Source organism: Paraburkholderia sp. RL17-381-BIF-C (assembly GCF_046026435.1).
Lineage (GTDB): Bacteria > Pseudomonadota > Gammaproteobacteria > Burkholderiales > Burkholderiaceae > Paraburkholderia.
In genome coordinates this window covers 34,424-49,317 of record NZ_JARESX010000052.1, presented here as the reverse complement: position 1 = coordinate 49,317, position 14,894 = coordinate 34,424, and the positions used below count along the sequence as shown (strand labels likewise).

The following is a 14,894-nucleotide window of genomic DNA, read 5'->3' as shown; positions in this document are numbered from 1 at the left end:
GCCCGGCGTGGCGCCGGACTTTGCGTACAGTGAGAAGCAGTCGTCTGCGTTCGCGGTGAACACAAGAACCAATAACGTGAAGGCAACCACCAGGCGGCCTAAAAATCCGGTCGCCTCTCCGTACAGTCTGTGTCTTCTCATTCTTATTCCTATAGGTTATTTGCTTGACGCACAGGTAACCTATAGGGATCACGATTACCGCAGAATGCGATAACTCCTAAAATCACGCTCTCCGTGCATTCACATAAACCATGGCTTGGGAATATCGACACGAGGCGTAGGAATTTATAACGACAACCGTCAGATACCGCGAACTGCAATTAGTGAAATGGCGAACGCAAGACGAATGGAGGTACAGCGTAGTCCCTCGCACCACGAACCTCGGTAGCGATTAGCATCACTCGCGAATACGTTTCGCCCCGACAGGGACATGTCACTTCTTTGCCAGTTGACGCATAGGGCTCTAGGTCCGATTTTCCTTGATAGCCACCAACTTCAGGATATAAACGCCCCATGGGCCAGTCGCCTCATGGACACGAAGCCGGCCGTAGGCTCGATTGCCCGGAATATTCGAGGCCGGTCCGCATACCCTGATTGTGTCCCGGATGAAATCATCCCTAAACTCAACGCCAAACCGGCATCCCTTCCTGCCGCCGATTCGCTCGTATGTGACATCGAAAGTTCGTGAAGACTGCGCGGTGAAGCGTGGCAGGGCCAATATGCATTGCCATACGGCGGCACACACAAGCAGTCCCATGGCTACCGAAGTTACTGTGATGTGAGCAGCGATGTTTCTCAGCGGCTCGCGAAGTCTCTTGAATGTGTAGGCCCAAAGCAGACCAAGCACCACCGAGAAATCGCCTAGATACACGTCCCGGATTACCCACACGCCAACGTGGCAGTTGACGGACAGCACTACTCCGGTGAACCACACGAGAATAGGCAGGATAAATAGGCGCAAAGGCGTTCGAGTGGAACCGTTCTCTGATTTGCTTTCCTCACTGAATGTCATTTGCTCGCTTAGCTATGCGTCAAAGCCGTATTCTTTCACCTTGCGTCGTAGGGCTATCTCACATTTGAAATGCGGGGCGGTTTGTCGATGAGAGGGGGCAGTGCCTTGCATCGGTACTTCGGTCAGCAGTAGCGGTGGGTAATCAGTTTGACCTCCAGTCAGCGAATACCCGCACACCTTCCAGCAAGACGCGTGGGGTTAGCGCGAGCCAGTAGCTAAAGTCCGGTACCCCGCATTCGATGGGCTCCGCCTGTCGGTTCCTCGGCGATCGCGTTCGACCGCATTCCCGCGCCCATGCGGGCGGGCTCGAATCGGCTAAGCGCAAGTGGTCTGAACCTGGCAAGTACTGTCGCGGACGTGCTGAATACCATTGGAGCGGTAATTGCGAGTGTCGCCGATGCGTTGGCCCGGTTCAGGCGCAGGTGGCGGCGCCCTGGGCAAATACGACGGCCCTCCGTTGGACTCAACCAGCCCATTAGTTCTTGACCTGACCGGCTCAGGAATAAACCTGCCCCCCGAACACCAGCGCGACTTATTTCGACCTGAACAACAACGGCTTTGCCCGACAAACCGGCTGGATTGGCGCGGGCATAGGATTGCTCTGCTTTGCCCCCGACGACCGGGCCGCGAAGCTGGGACGTCTCACTGCTGGAACTTTATCCACAGATTCTGTGCTCAAGCCTGTGGATAACCACCCCACAACAGCCCCAACTCCTTGACGCACAAACCTTCTCGACCCCTGCGCGCAAACAGCGACGAGCCAGGCAGAGAACGCCGGGCACAACCACCGAGGCGGTTGCGCCCATCGCCTCCACCAACCATCAAGCCGACTACACCGCCGGCCGACCGCCCAACCGCATAAACGCGCCGCGCTCAACGAGCGCGCCGAACAGCAGTCCAATCGTCGTCCACATGATCGCCTGCATACCCAGCGCCGCCACACGGAACTTCCACAGCAGCGCCGCCGGAAAACCCTCCGGCACTTCATTGAAAGTCGGCATCGACAGTTGTACCGCCGCGATAATCACGACAAACACCAACCCCGCCACGATCGAGCCATTCCACGCGCCGAGTTTCGCGCCCACACGGCGCCGCACCTTGAGCGAAAACACCATCGCGGCCAGCGAGATCGCAATCATCAGAAAGAACAGGCCCGTGCGCGTCCCGATCGTCTCCGGGTCGCCGACCGCAGGCGGGTTCGCCGGATACTTCAGGTTGGGAACGACCGCCAGCACAATGAACGCACCGAGCGCCAGCCACGCGGACAACGCGCGTGCGCTCAATCCCCCCGCGCGCCCATACGCGTAAGCGAACACCAACGAGAACAACCCGCCAAACGCCGCGCCGTACACCACCACCCCGGTCAACAGGCCGAGTCCTTGTTGCGTCTCGCGGCTCACCATCGCGGGTTCGGGCGCCTCGTCTTTCGCGGCATCCGCCCTTTCTTCGAATGAGATCGCCTGATTGACTTGCGGCTCGCCCGCGACCCGGGCGAAGCCGAACGTGAGCAGTCCCGCGGCGATGCCTGCCAGCATCCCGCGCACCAACAATTTACCGACCATGTCCGACTCCGTTAGTGGCAGGGAAAGCCGAGCAGATGGCGACCGTCGTGCACGAACTCATGCACGTACATGCCGGGCACCAGCGATGTGGCACCCTGTTCCGCTCCCACGAAGTAAAGCGCAAGCAACAGCAGCAGCCCCCCGAACACGACCCACGGCAGCAACTCGCGCAGCGGAATCGGCGTGGGTTCAAAAACGGGCTGAGAAGCGGGCTGAGAAGCGGCCTGAGAAGCAGGCTGCGAAGCGGGATCGAAAACAGCTGTCATGATGGACATCTCCTGGGGTTACGCGCCCCGATAGTCGTTGCAGAGGAATGATGCGAAGCTCAGGTCTGGCTTTCGGCATGTGCTGCCGATTACAGTGGCGCGACCGCGCCGGGTTTTCACCGGCTTCCGTGCTTCGCAGTCCGGCTATTCTACGCGCTAAACTCCGGCACCCGGCAACGCAAAGCGGACGCACCCTTTCCGCCAACGCCAAGTTTCGGCGCAGCCTCACAGGAAATGAACAGAGTGGACATACGGCTATTACTTATCAGCCACGCATCGACCGCAGCCCAACGTGCAGGCCGTTTCCCCGCCGATGACCCGCTCGACGCCCGCGCTATCGCAGAAGCCCGCGCCCACGCCACGAACACACGGCTGGCGATCGCGGAAAGCGCGTCAGCCTATGTGAGCCCTTCCGTCTGCGCGCAAGAAACGGCGGCGGCCCTCGGCCTGGCCGCGTCGGTCGATGTCGCGCTGGCGGACATGAACTATGGCAATTGGCGAGGGCGGCGGCTTGCCGATCTCGAAGCCGAAGCGCCGCAAGATCTCGCCGCATGGACACGCGATCCCGACGCCGCGCCGCACGGCGGCGAGTCGTTCAGTCAGCTCGTAAAGCGGGTAGGAGAATGGCTCGCTGCGCTAGGCGGCACGCCCGACCTTGCATCGGCCGATATGTGCAACGTGGTCGCCGTCACGCACGCGCCGCTTCTCAGAGCAGCGATCGTGTATGCGCTGGGGGCATCGCCCGTGGTGTTTTCGCGCATTGAAATCGCACCGCTTTCGATGATCGAGTTGCGGCGCTCATCACGCGGCTGGTCGTGGTGGCCGGCGACGCATTAGCCGCTTTCACGCCGCAGCCCGATTCACTTGCCCGACACCACCAGGCGCAACTTGTTCGAACCCGTCGGCGTTACGGTAATGTCGGTCCGCTTGCCCTTCGCGCCGAGATAAAAGTGCTGCCGTCCCGGCGAATTCTGGTCGTGTGTCGCGTCGGGCAAACACGACGCGACGTCCGCCGCGACCGCTTGCAGCGCGTCCGCATTTGAACCGGCGTCGTGATGCGGCGTCCACGTGCATTGATAGCTGCCGTGGCTCGCCGAACATTGCGCGTCGTCGCCGTAGGGTTGCGCGACGCCTTTGCCATCGTCCGGCGTCAACGACGCGAGGCCGCCAGGCGCCGCCGCTACGATGCGTTTCAGTGATGCACAGGGGCTAGGCGCGTCGTCGGCATTGGCGCTGCACGGCAGCAACGCGCCGAATGATGCAGCGGCAAGCGCGGAGGCAAGCAATCGGGTTCTGTTCATGTCGGCGCGGTGCTCTAAGTGGCTCACAGGTAACATGAAGCGAAGTAGCACGCTTCGTGCCCATGCGCGCCGAGCGCCTCACGCACGCTCTCGCGCAACGCGCATCACAGACCCGCGCCGAACAAAGCAGCCAGTCCTTGAGGCGAAGAGAAAATCCCTTTGGCATCGTGCCCGACACCATCGATCACGAATGTCCGATGCGTCGCCAATCCTTCCGCATGCCGCGCCGCCATATAACGCGCATAAGCGAGTCCTCGCCCGAGACGGTGGCTTCCTTGCGTTTGCGCGGCGCATGAACGGTCGAGCGCCGGATGCTGCGGATCGCAATCCGCGCCGCCGAGCAGCACGGTGACGTCGCGTTGCGCGTAGCGCGCTTCGAGCGCCGCCGCGGAACCAGCGTCGCCGGACTCGCGCGCGTAAGCCGGCAAATCTTCGAGCCCGTACTTCCAGCGATTGAACGACGGGCACATCGCCCTATCGAACTCCGCGAACTCGCTAGAGGCTGTAGGCCGCAGCGCATCGAAATACACATACGACGAAGGATTCGCCACCACGTAGCGCAGCACAATGCCGCGTGCGGTGAGCGGTGCCTCGCTGCGCGCGACCACCGCATAGCGCTGCACGACCTGCCCGCCGCCCGAGTGCCCGGCGACCACCACCTCGGCGAGCGACGCGAACTGCTCGCGTGATGCGAGCGTGTGCACAATGGCGTCGAGTACATCGAATGAACTGATCGGCGCGGGACCTTCGGCGTTTTCGCCGCCCATCCAGCTCGTCCAGTCCCAATGCAACGTGGACGGCGGCAACGCATGCGCTTCGACATCCGCGGTCGCGAGAAACTGCGGCACGATCAGCAGCGTATCGGCCGCGCTGCCGCCGGCAAGTGCGCACGACCGCTCGGCGAGATCGAAGTAAGTGTCGCCGTTGCGCAGGCGGCCGTGAATCAGAATCACTGCGCGTCGAACTTCGCGCGTCGGCGCCAGCCAGTCGCCATTCGCGAACACGGGCACAGTGCCGCTGCCGGCTCTCGTCGCGACGCTCAGATGCCGGCTCGCGACCACCGCCACCGGACGTTCATTCGGCGCTCGCTCGTCGTCTGTCATCAAGTACTGGGTCATGCAATACGCTCGTGGTTGATCAATGAGTGGCGGGCCTCGGCGCCGCGTCACCCGCCATACGTCCGGCACGCGTGGAGTACACCATCGCGAGCGACACAAAACCGGCAAAAATCAGGTAAAACGCGGGCGTAAGACTACTGCCTGTCACGCGCGTCAAGCCGGTAATGGTGAGCGGCGCCATGCCGCCGAACAGCGTCACCGCAATGTTGTACGACAGCGCCACGCCCGCCGACCGGCTGCGCACCGGAAACAAGGTGGCGAGCATGCCGGGATGCGCACCGGACATCGCGGCGAGAAACACCGTCGCGACCATCTGCGCGATGAAGAGATGCCCCGGCGTCGGATTCGTCACGACGAAGTGATAAAGCGGGTACACGCAAACCATCCACGCAATCACGATCGGATAGAACAGCTTGTACGCGCCATAACGATCGGCGAGCTTGCCCGATAGCGGAAACAGAAACAGATTGAGCACACCCGACACGAACGCGCCGAGCAACGCGGTAGAGAGCGGCAGATGCAATTGCCGCTCGACATACACCGACAGATACGAGTGCCACACGTAATTGGTCGCCGCGCCGATGATGATCACGCCCATCGCGCAGACCGCCGCATCGCCGTTGTCACGGAAGAACTGGCGGATCGTGACGCGCGGCGGCTTGTCCTTGTGGTCGAGCAGGCGCTCGAACTCCGGCGACTCGGCCACGCGATGGCGAATATAAAACCCGAACGGCCCGGCCAACGCACCAAACAGAAACGGCAGACGCCAGCCCCACGCCACGAGTTGCTCATGCGTGAGCTGCGTGGTCAGCAGATAACCGACCCCGGAAGACAACAGCAGCGCAAACGCCTGCGCCGACATGTTGAAGCTGCCATAGAACATCTTCTTGTGCGGCGGCGCATACTCGACCAACATCGCCGATGCGGTCGCGAATTGTCCGCCCACGGAGAGCCCTTGCAGCAGGCGAGCGAGCACGACCAGCATCGGCGCCGCGACGCCGATGCGCGCATAACCCGGCGTGAGGCCCATTAGCAACGTGCTGGCCGCCATCGAAATGATCAGCAGCGACAGCGCTTTACGGCGCCCTGCCCGGTCCGCATAAATGCCTAGCAGAATGCCGCCGATCGGCCGCACGATGAAACCGACCGCGAACGTGGCAAGCGTCAGCATGATCGAGACGAAACCACTACCGCCGGGAAAGAACACTTGCGCGATGATCTTCGCGAAGTAGCCGTAAATCAGAAAGTCGAACCACTCGAGCCCGTTGCCGAGTACGGAGGCGAAGATCGCGCGCCGCACCATCGCGGGACTCAATGCGTTCGAGGCCCCGGCGCCGGACGCCCCACCTTCACGCTGATTGAAGGTCGCTTCGCTCATTGTTCGCATCCCTGAGTGTCGAACATCGCCGCCAGCGCGCACACCGAGGTCAGCATGCGCGAACCGTCGTGCCCCACGCCGGGCACGATGTGAAAGCTCTGCTTCAAGCCGTCCGGGTGGCGCGACTGGATATAGCGGTAGTACGCCTGCGCACGCGCGACGCGCTGTGGCCCTTGCGCTTCGGCCGCGCAGGTCTTGTCGAGCGCGCTCTGCTGCGGATCATCGTCCGCGCCGCCGACGAGGTAGTCGATCCGCCGCGCCGCATAGGCCGCTTCGAGTTGCGCGGGTGTACGGTTGTCGAGATACGGCGGCCGGTTGTCCATGCCGTATTTCCACTGATTGAAGTCGGGGCATTGCGCGGCATCGAACGGCGCAGCCACGCCTTGCGCGTTGGGCCGTTGCGCGTCGAAATACGCATAGGTTGAAGGACTTGCCACCACGTAGCGCACATCGATACCCTCGCCAGTCAGCGCAGCGATGTTGTGCCCCGCGACAGCGTAGCGCTGCACGACTTGTCCACCACCCGAATGCCCGGCGAACACCACGTGCCGTAAATTGGGAAACAGCTTGCGATCGGCGAGCCGCGCGACGATCGCGTCCAGCACCTCGTAGGAACTGATGGGCAGCGGCGCGCGAGCCGCCTCGCCGCCCATCCAGGCGTCGCCTGTCCAGCGCAGCAAATCGGCAGGTTCGTCGTGAACGCGCGTATCGAGCGTGGCGAGGAATTGCGGCGCGATCAGCAACGTGGCGTCGGGGTCTGCATGCGCGGCATCGCGGGCGTTCTGCGCGGTGCGAAAGTACACGTCCGCATTGCGCAGTTTGCCGTGAATCACGATCACCGCTCGCGTCACCTGCGGTTGCGCGACACGCCAGTCCTTCGACAGATACAGCGGAAATTCCGCGTGCCCTTGCGGCGTGTCGAGCGTGAAGCGCGTATCCGAGATTGTCGCCACCGGCTTCATATGCGGCTCGTAAGGATGGACCGCGAGCGCGGGTTGCGCGAGCGTCATCAGCAGTGCAGCGCCTGTCAACGCGCAGCGCATACCGAAACGTCGTGAGAGATTGACCGTCATGTAGCTTGCTCCTGATTACCGTGCACTGTCTTGAACGCGGTGCATCGTCAAATCTGTCGTTGAAAAACTCGACTACGATCGTAGGGTCGGCTGTGGCAAATGTAAAATACCTGTTTTACGCACAACCCATATTTTATGAATATGGCAGTGGGCAGGCGTTCGAATGCAGCCGGGAGACGAAACACCATGGAATTGCGGCATCTGCGTTACTTCCTGGCAGTCGCTGAAGAAGGCCAGTTCACGCGTGCGGCTGAGCGCCTTGCCATGCAGCAGCCCCCGCTCTCGCAGCAGATCCGAACGCTCGAAGAAGAGATCGGCTTCGAACTCTTCGTGCGCATGCCACGAGGCGTCACCCTGACACCGGCCGGGCAGGCCTTTGCGGAAGACGCGCAACGCTTGCTGCAGAACCTGCAGCAGTCGGTGGACAAGGCGAGCCGGATTGCGCGCGGCGAACTCGGCACGATGTCGATCGGGTTGACGAGTTCCGCGGCGTTTCATCCGTTCACGACCGAGGCGATCCGCGCGTTTCGCAAGGTGTGTCCCGAAGTCGCCGTGGAGCTTGCCGAACTCAATGCGGCGGAGATCATCGAGCGCCTGGCTGCGGGGCAGATTCAGGCGGCGTTTCTGCGCAAGCCCGTCGAAGCGCGCGAGGGCGTAGCCTTCGAGTTGCTCCTCGACGAGCCGATGGTCGTGGTGTTGCCGGTCGGCCATCCCTTGCTCAAGGGCAAGAAGCAGCCGCGCGTGTCGCTGAAGGCGCTGGCGCACGAAGATTTCATTCTGGTCCGCCGCCCGGGCGCGCCCGGCATGTATGCCGACATCCTCGCGGCCTGCCGGCAAGCGGGTTTCGTCCCGCGGATCGCGCGTGAAGTGCCGCGCATGCTGTCAGGCATCAACCTCGTTGCCGCGGGTCTCGGCGTGACGCTGGTGCCTGCTTCCATGCAACGTTACGACCCGGTAGGCACCGTGTATTGCACGCTCGCGAATCCGTCGAAACTGAGCGCGCCGTTGCATCTGGCCTATCCGGCGGCATTGCATAACAGCGCTGCCACGCGCTTCATTCAACTGGTGATGGCACGCGCCGGCGCGTAAGGCCGGCGTCGACGGGCACGCAAATTGCATTCTCGGCGTACCGGCTGGAAATGATCAGCCACTCATTCACGCGAAACGCCACGCCATGTCAAACAGACACGTCGCCAACACACCGGCCCGCCTGTCATCCGGAATCGATGGAATCGACGACATCCTCGGAGGCGGTCTGACAGCGCACCGCATGTACCTGGTGGAGGGCGCGCCCGGAACAGGTAAAACTACCCTGGCCTTGCAGTTCTTACTCAAGGGTGTAGAAGAAGGTCAGGGAGGTTTGTACATCACCCTCTCCGAAACCCGCTCCGAATTGATCGCGGTGGCCGACAGTCACGGCTGGGACATCAGCCGGTTCACGGTGCTGGAACTGCTCTCCGACGAAGGCCTCGACCCCCAGTACGAGCAGACCGTATTGCACCCGGCCGAAGTGGAACTCGGCGAAACCGTGCGCAACGTGATCCAGCAGGTCGACGAACTCAAACCCGCGCGCATCGTGCTCGACAGCCTCTCCGAGTTGCGTCTGCTGTCGCAGAACCCGCTGCGTTACCGGCGACAGATTCTGGCGCTCAAGCGCTATTTCGCCACCCGCGAATGCACGGTGCTGCTACTCGACGACAATACGTCCGACCCGGGCGACGTGCAGTTGCACAGCATCGCGCACGGCGTGATCAGCCTCGACAATCTGGTACACGACTATGGCGGCAATCGCCGCCGCGCGCGCGTCGCCAAGATGCGCGGCATCAAGTTTCGCGAGGGGTACCACGACTTTACGCTCGACACCGGCGGCATCCATGTCTATCCGCGCCTCGTCGCCGCCGAGCACCACACGGAGTTCAACGCCGAGGTGGTGAGCACCGGAACGCAAGGCCTCGACGCGCTGCTTGGCGGCGGACTGATCCCAGGCACCAACGCGCTGCTGATCGGCCCCTCGGGCGTCGGCAAGACCACCACGGTGGTGTCGTGCCTGATCGCGGCGCTCGAGCGCGGCGAACGTTGCGTCTATTACGTATTCGACGAAACGCTGACCACGCTGATGATCCGCTGTGCGGCGCTCGGCATGTATCTCGCCCCGCACGTCGAGAGCGGTTTGTTGACGTTGCGCCAGATCGATCCGGCGGAAATCTCGCCGGGCGAGTTCGCCAGCGACGTGCGCAAGTCGGTCGAACACAGAGGCGTCCGGTACGTTGCGATCGACAGCCTGAACGCCTATCTCCAGGCCATGCCCGGCGAGCGCTATCTGCTGCTGCAAATGCACGAACTGCTTGGCTATCTCAATCAGCAAGGCGTCATCACGATGCTCGTGCTGGGGCAGCACGGCATTATCGGCGAGGTGCAGAACGATATCGACATCAGCTATCTGAGCGACGTGGTCGTGCTGTTCCGCTATTTCGAGCACCACGGCGAAGTGCTCACCGCCGTGACTGCCGTGAAGAGCCGCGCCAACGCCCACGAACGCTCGATCCGCCAGTTCCGTCTCGGTAGCGGCGGCGTGGAAGTCGGCGAGGCGCTGCGCGACTTCGAAGGCGTGCTGTCCGGATTGCCGGCTTATCGTGGCAGTACCGCCCTGCTCGGGGCAACGAACCGCGTCATCGAAACGCCCGGGAAGTGAGTTCATGGAGCAACGCGTCCTTATCCTGGCACCGTTTGGCCGCGACGCCGATGTGATCGCCGAAGTACTGCAAAAGGACCACCGCATCTGCATGGCATGCCGCGATGCCGACGCGCTCACCGAGGCGCTCGACGCCGGCGCGGGCGCGGCGTTGATCGCCGAAGAAGCGCTCGCGGGCGACCACGCCATGCGCCTGTTCAACTGGCTCGAAAAACAGCCGGCCTGGTCCGACTTCCCGTTCACCCTGCTCGCCGCCTCACGCGTCGGGCATCGCTCAGAACGCGGGCTGCAAGTGCTGGAACGGCTCGGCAACGTGGTCGTGCTCGAACGTCCGCTGAACTCGGAAACACTGCGGCGCGCAGTGGCGTCGTCATTGCGGGCACGGGCGCGGCAATACGAGTCGCGCCGCCATCTGGCCGAACGGATCCAGGCGCAGGAGGCGTTGGTGCAACTGAACGACTCGCTGGAGAGTCGCATTGCCGAACGCACCCACGAACTGGCTTCCGCCAACAACCGGTTGATGATGGAGATTCACGAGCGCGCCAAAGTGCAGGCCGTGCTCGTGCAATCGCAGAAAATGGAAGCCCTCGGGCAACTCACCGGCGGCATTGCGCACGACTTCAACAATCTGTTGAACGTGATCATGGTCAACGCGGAGTTGATCGCACGCGTGAGCAGCGATGAGCGTCTTCGTGGCATGGCCGCCACCGTCAAGCGGGCGACCGAACGCGGCGCGAAACTGACGGGTCAGTTGCTCACATTCTCACGCAACAGTAACCTCGATCTGAAAGCCGTGGACGTGGTGACGTTGCTGCAAGGCATGCGCGACATCATCACGGTGTCGCTCGGGTCGAGCATCCGTTATACCAACGACTTCGACGGCGAAGAGATGTGGACCGAGGCCGACGCCAATCAGCTCGAACTGGCCATTCTCAATCTCGCCATCAACGCACGCGATGCGATGCCGGCCGGCGGCCAGCTCGGCATTCGCGTGAAAGAGCGCGAAGCGCCGGATCAGACACTCGAAGGTGGCCCCTACGTGGTCATCGAAGTAGCCGATACCGGTTCAGGCGTGCCACCCGATGTCGTGTCGCGCGTGTTCGATCCGTTCTTCACCACCAAGCCGATCGGCAAGGGAACGGGACTCGGCTTGAGCCAGGTCTACGGCATCGCGACGCAAGCCGGCGGCACTGCGCGTCTGTTCAGCGAGGAAGGCGTCGGCACCACTGTGGAGATCTGGCTGCCATTGCGCGAACGCGTGACGCCGCAGGCCGAAGCCGCAGCGAACGCGGAAGCGAACGTGGTGGGCGAAAAACGCGTGCTGGTGGTTGAAGACGATGGCGAGGTGCGCGCCATGCTGGTCGAGTCGCTGCGAATGCTCGGCTACACCGTGACCGAAGCCGCCGACGGACGCGCCGGTCTGAACCGTTTGCAGGACGACAAGCCGGACCTGCTGATGGTGGATTTCGCCATGCCCGGCATGAACGGCATCGACGTGATCGCCGAGGCGCGCAAGCTGCGCGAGGATTTACCGGTGATCCTCGCCACCGGCTATGCGGATGTGGATATTTCCGGGCTGGCGGTGAAGCGCTGCACGATCTTGCGCAAACCGTTTCAACTCGATGACCTGGCGCGTACGGTACGGCTCGGGCTCGCGGCGTGAGCGCGATTCTAATGATGAGCCCGAGTCACGAGAAGGTCGATTCAATAGTTTGCTAACGAATTTTTAAAGAAATACAATAGCGGCCATGTCGAATCTCGATACCTTGCGCCGCACGGTCAGCAGCACACTGGTCGTCGCCGCCCGAAAATGGCGGCGCACGAGCCATGGCGTGCTGGCGGCCTTCAATGTCTCCGAGGCATGCGCCACACCGCTGCTGACCGCGAGCCGGCTCGGCTCGGCGGTGCGTCAGGTCACACTCGCCGATCATATCGGCATCGAAGGGCCGTCGCTCGTGCGGCTGCTCGATCAGCTGTGCGCTGCGGGTTTGATGCGCCGCGACGAAGACCCCGAAGACCGTCGAGCAAAAACCGTGGTGCTCACCGAAGAAGGCCGCGCCGTCACCGCGAAAATGGAAGAAGAACTGGTCACGCTGCGCGCGCAGGCATTGAAAGACGTCTCGCGCAGCGATCTCGAAGCGACCTTGCGCGTGCTGGCCGCTTTCACGGGAGAGGTCAGCGAACCTGCTGATGAGAGCAGCAACCCCGGCAACGAACCAGGCAACCAAGGCCGGGAAGAACCCGATGAGCGCGCCTCGCGCGCACGGGCGCCGGCCGGCGGCCGGGTCCGTCACGCAGCCAAAGCGAACAAGTCGAACAAAGGCAAAGCGGACACCGCCGCGCCGCAAGAGGCCGGCGATCCGGCGTAACGGTCTATGGTCTACCCATCCCTTCGCGACTGGCTGTTTTCAGTCAAGACTTTTGCCGCGGCGATGATCGCGCTCTACATCGGTCTCGCGCTCGAACTGCCGAGGCCGTATTGGGCGATGGCGACCGTCTACATCGTATCGAACCCGTTTGTCGGCGCGACCCGTTCCAAGGCGCTCTATCGCGCGCTCGGCACCATGCTCGGCGCCTCGGCCGCGGTACTGCTGGTGCCGCCCTTCGTCGAATCGCCTTATCTGTTCAGCGTGATCGTGGCGCTATGGACCGGCACACTGCTGTATCTGGCTGTGTCCGACCGCACCGCGCGCAGCTACGTGTTCCTGCTGGCCGGCTATACGATGCCGATCATCGCGCTGCCTTCGGTGACCAATCCGACCGGCGTGTTCGATCTCGCGATCAGCCGCACCGAGGAGATTACGCTCGGCATCGTGTGCGCGAGCATTGTCGGCAGCGCGCTGTTTCCGAGCCGGCTTGCGCCGACCATCATCGAACGCACCGACGCATGGTTTCGCGACGCCGCGTTCTATGCGACCGAAACCTTGTCCGGCCGCATTGCCGGCTCGGCGATTTCGGGCGCGCGGCAGCGTATCGCCGCCACCATCAATGGTCTGGAATTGCTGCTGAGCCAGCTTGCGTACGATCACACGCGGCCCGACGTGCTGGCACGCGCGCATGAACTGCGCGGGCGCATGCAATTGCTGCTGCCGATCATGTCGGCGCTCGCCGATCCGCTGATCGCGCTCTATAACAGCGGCCGCCAGACGTGGCCCGACGGTCTGGAAAGCCTGCTCGCCGATCTCATCAAATGGTTCAATGAGCCGATGCCCGCCGTGAGCGAGGGCTATCATCCCGACCCGACAGCCGACGCGTTGCGAGAGCGGATCGCGGCCATGCAGCCGCCGCCGGCCGCGCTCGCGGGTTGGGACGGCGCGTTGCTCTCAAACGCGCTCTGGCGTATGAAACAGGTGATCGACGTCTGGCAGGACTGCCGCTCGCTGCGCGTCATCATCACACGCGAAGAAGGCTACTGGCGGCCGCGCTTTCGCCATTGGCGGCTGGGCGGCACCGAGCGCTTCTACGATCACGGCATCATGCTGTTCTCGACCGGCTCAGCGGCGGCGGCCGTGATTCTCGCGTGCAGTTTGTGGATCGGTTCAGGCTGGAACGACGGTGCCAGCGCGGTCACGCTCGCGGCCGTGGCGTGCTGTTTCTTCGCCGCGCTCGACGAGCCAGCGCCGTTCGTGTTCCGCTTTTTCGTGGCGACCGCGATCAGCGTGGTGGCAGCGGGCGTGTATTTGTTCGCCGTGCTGCCGCACGTGCATGACTTTCCGATGCTGGTGGTCCTGTTCGCCGCGCCGTTCATCTTTGTCGGCACGCTGATTCCGCGTCCACAGTTCAATCTGGCCACGGTACTGGTCGCCGTGAACACGGCCACCTTCATCAGCATTCAGGACGCGTACGACGCCAACTTTCTGGTGTTCATGAACAGCAATCTCGCGGGCCTCGCCGGCTTGCTCTACGCGTATGTGTGGACTCGCGTCACGCGCCCGTTCGGCGCCGAACTCGCGGCGGCCCGCCTGCTGCGTTCGAGCTGGGCCGACGTGGCGCTCACCGCGTCCACGCGGCCGATCGAGGATCCGCGCAATCTCGCCGCGCGCATGGTCGACCGCCTGATGCAGTTGATCCCGCGCCTTGGCGCGACGGACGACCATCGCCATCCGTCGATCGAGAGCTTTCGCGACCTGCGCATCGCCTTCAACGCGCTCGATCTGCGCCGCCTGACCCGCAAGCTGGGTGGCGAAGCGCCGGCCGCGATCGAGCACGTGCTCGACGACGTGCGCCAATACTACGAAAGCTGTGTCGCCCGCCGCAAGCGAGAGCCGGTACCCGCGAGCCTGATGTCGTCGATCGACGCCGCCGTGGCACGCGTGACGGCACAGGGACTCGCCAACGCCGGCGCGCCGAGCGCGACCTCGCAAACGTCGGCGCGCCAGTTGCGTGACGCGCTGCATGCGCTAGTCGGCTTGCGTCTTTCGCTGTTTCCAGCCACGTTGCTGATACCCACGCCGCCGGAGCCGGAGGCCGCTGCCTGATGCGCACCGTCCAT

General features: G+C 63.1%; 12 protein-coding genes and 1 riboswitch. Of the genes, 6 read left to right on the top strand and 6 right to left on the bottom strand.

Features of this window, described 5'->3' with window-relative positions; all coding sequences use genetic code 11:
* Nucleotides 1–1,842: 1,842 nt before the first annotated feature.
* Both P0D70_RS26325 and P0D70_RS26320 read right to left on the bottom strand, forming a co-directional pair.
* On the bottom strand, nt 1,843–2,574 hold the full coding sequence (locus P0D70_RS26325; protein WP_408186612.1) for a CbtA family protein: 732 nt from the start codon (nt 2,572–2,574) through the stop codon (nt 1,843–1,845).
* A gap of 11 nt (nt 2,575–2,585) precedes the next feature.
* Nucleotides 2,586–2,840, bottom strand: a complete 255-nt coding sequence (locus P0D70_RS26320) for a CbtB domain-containing protein (protein ID WP_408186611.1) — start codon at nt 2,838–2,840, stop codon at nt 2,586–2,588.
* Nucleotides 2,841–2,842: 2 nt separating this feature from the next.
* Nucleotides 2,843–2,995: riboswitch (adenosylcobalamin (AdoCbl) riboswitch) on the bottom strand.
* An 88-nt stretch (nt 2,996–3,083) separates the two neighbouring features.
* Between P0D70_RS26320 and P0D70_RS26315 the strand changes: the two genes are divergently transcribed.
* Nucleotides 3,084–3,677, top strand: a complete 594-nt coding sequence (locus tag P0D70_RS26315; RefSeq protein WP_408186615.1) for a histidine phosphatase family protein — start codon at nt 3,084–3,086, stop codon at nt 3,675–3,677.
* Between the two features lie 23 nt (nt 3,678–3,700).
* Here P0D70_RS26315 and P0D70_RS26310 read toward each other — a convergent pair whose 3' ends face one another.
* The 4 genes from P0D70_RS26310 to P0D70_RS26295 form a co-directional block, all read right to left on the bottom strand.
* Nucleotides 3,701–4,141: a hypothetical protein gene (locus tag P0D70_RS26310; protein ID WP_408186610.1), complete on the bottom strand. Its 441-nt coding sequence runs from the start codon at nt 4,139–4,141 to the stop codon at nt 3,701–3,703.
* A gap of 104 nt (nt 4,142–4,245) precedes the next feature.
* Complete coding sequence (locus P0D70_RS26305; protein WP_408186609.1) at nt 4,246–5,259, bottom strand: alpha/beta hydrolase; 1,014 nt, start codon at nt 5,257–5,259, stop codon at nt 4,246–4,248.
* Between the two features lie 19 nt (nt 5,260–5,278).
* A complete protein-coding gene (locus tag P0D70_RS26300) occupies nt 5,279–6,637 on the bottom strand; it encodes an MFS transporter (RefSeq protein ID WP_408186608.1) in 1,359 nt (452 codons plus the stop codon).
* Nucleotides 6,634–7,710 (bottom strand): alpha/beta hydrolase, encoded by a 1,077-nt coding sequence (locus P0D70_RS26295; protein ID WP_408186607.1) that lies wholly within the window; start codon nt 7,708–7,710, stop codon nt 6,634–6,636. Before P0D70_RS26295 ends, P0D70_RS26300 begins: the two co-directional genes overlap by 4 nt.
* Before the next feature lie 186 nt (nt 7,711–7,896).
* On the opposite strand from P0D70_RS26295, the gene P0D70_RS26290 reads away from it, so the two are divergent.
* From P0D70_RS26290 to P0D70_RS26270, 5 genes are all read left to right on the top strand, one after another.
* Nucleotides 7,897–8,799 carry a LysR family transcriptional regulator gene (locus tag P0D70_RS26290; protein WP_408186606.1) on the top strand — a complete coding sequence of 301 codons (903 nt, stop codon included), beginning with the start codon at nt 7,897–7,899 and terminating at the stop codon, nt 8,797–8,799.
* Nucleotides 8,800–8,884: 85 nt separating this feature from the next.
* A complete protein-coding gene (locus P0D70_RS26285; protein WP_091804312.1) occupies nt 8,885–10,402 on the top strand; it encodes an ATPase domain-containing protein in 1,518 nt (505 codons plus the stop codon).
* A 4-nt stretch (nt 10,403–10,406) separates the two neighbouring features.
* Nucleotides 10,407–12,065, top strand: coding sequence for an ATP-binding protein (locus tag P0D70_RS26280; RefSeq protein WP_091804316.1), 1,659 nt, complete (start codon nt 10,407–10,409; stop codon nt 12,063–12,065).
* A gap of 85 nt (nt 12,066–12,150) precedes the next feature.
* Nucleotides 12,151–12,771: a MarR family winged helix-turn-helix transcriptional regulator gene (locus tag P0D70_RS26275; protein WP_408186605.1), complete on the top strand. Its 621-nt coding sequence runs from the start codon at nt 12,151–12,153 to the stop codon at nt 12,769–12,771.
* A gap of 6 nt (nt 12,772–12,777) precedes the next feature.
* Nucleotides 12,778–14,880, top strand: a complete 2,103-nt coding sequence (locus tag P0D70_RS26270) for an FUSC family protein (protein ID WP_408186604.1) — start codon at nt 12,778–12,780, stop codon at nt 14,878–14,880.
* Nucleotides 14,881–14,894: the final 14 nt, after the last annotated feature.